Genomic DNA, 725 nt, shown 5'->3' with positions numbered 1-725 from the left:
TAAAACCGCGTACAATGCGTAAAGTCATGCTTTAACTCCTTGCTGCTTTACGATAAGTTTCAAACGTATCGCCAAATTGATAAGTCATTTTCTTTTGGATATCTTGCGCCAAACGGTCAAAATAAGCGCTATTGCGCCGGCTGCCGAAACTCAAATCTTCTAAGGGTGGCACTTCTTCTGCATCAAACTCGACCCGCAATTTTCCCAATTGTAAAGTGCTGTTGGAATTTAAATCGCGGTCAAACCAAACCCGCCCACCCAAAAGCGCTCCACGCGCAATCATATCATCAAGAAACTGCGTGAGGCTGCGGGTAATGGCAATAACATGTTGACCGGTCAGATTCTCATCATTCGCCCAAGGGCGGAAATTGTTGATGATCGTTTTTTCCAAAGCTGCACGGGTGCGCACCACATTGACAAAACGCCAGAGTGGATCACTAGAGGTGGTATGATTCCCCCATAAAATACGTCCATTGGCAGCAATTTTTCCATGCGCATTTTGACTAAGTCGTGCTGGAATAAAGGTAGCAATATCGGCTTGGTTGAGGCGATTTGCCTCATGATCGATTTCGCCATCAAAATAGCTAATGGGGCGCGCCGTACCTAAAATGCCTTTAACATCTTGGTTGGAGGGAGACCAAAAAACACCACCCCTTTGCTTATCACGTTTGATAAACATGGCGGCAGCAAAAGGACTTGCGGGTTTAACACTAACACCCCCATCA

At 45.9% G+C, this 725-nt stretch carries 1 protein-coding gene; it reads right to left on the bottom strand.

Annotation, left to right across the window (positions count from 1 at the left end; translation table 11 throughout):
• Positions 1-31: 31 nt before the first annotated feature.
• A partial coding sequence (locus tag ACFIJR_RS09170; RefSeq protein WP_375654085.1) for a phage tail sheath family protein occupies positions 32-725 on the bottom strand: 694 nt, incomplete at its 5' end.

This window comes from Bartonella sp. OD88NMGDW (assembly GCF_042193775.1).
Classification (GTDB): Bacteria; Pseudomonadota; Alphaproteobacteria; order Rhizobiales; family Rhizobiaceae; genus Bartonella; species Bartonella grahamii.
Note: the sequence above shows the minus strand (reverse complement) of the source record. Positions and strands in the feature narration are given on the sequence as shown.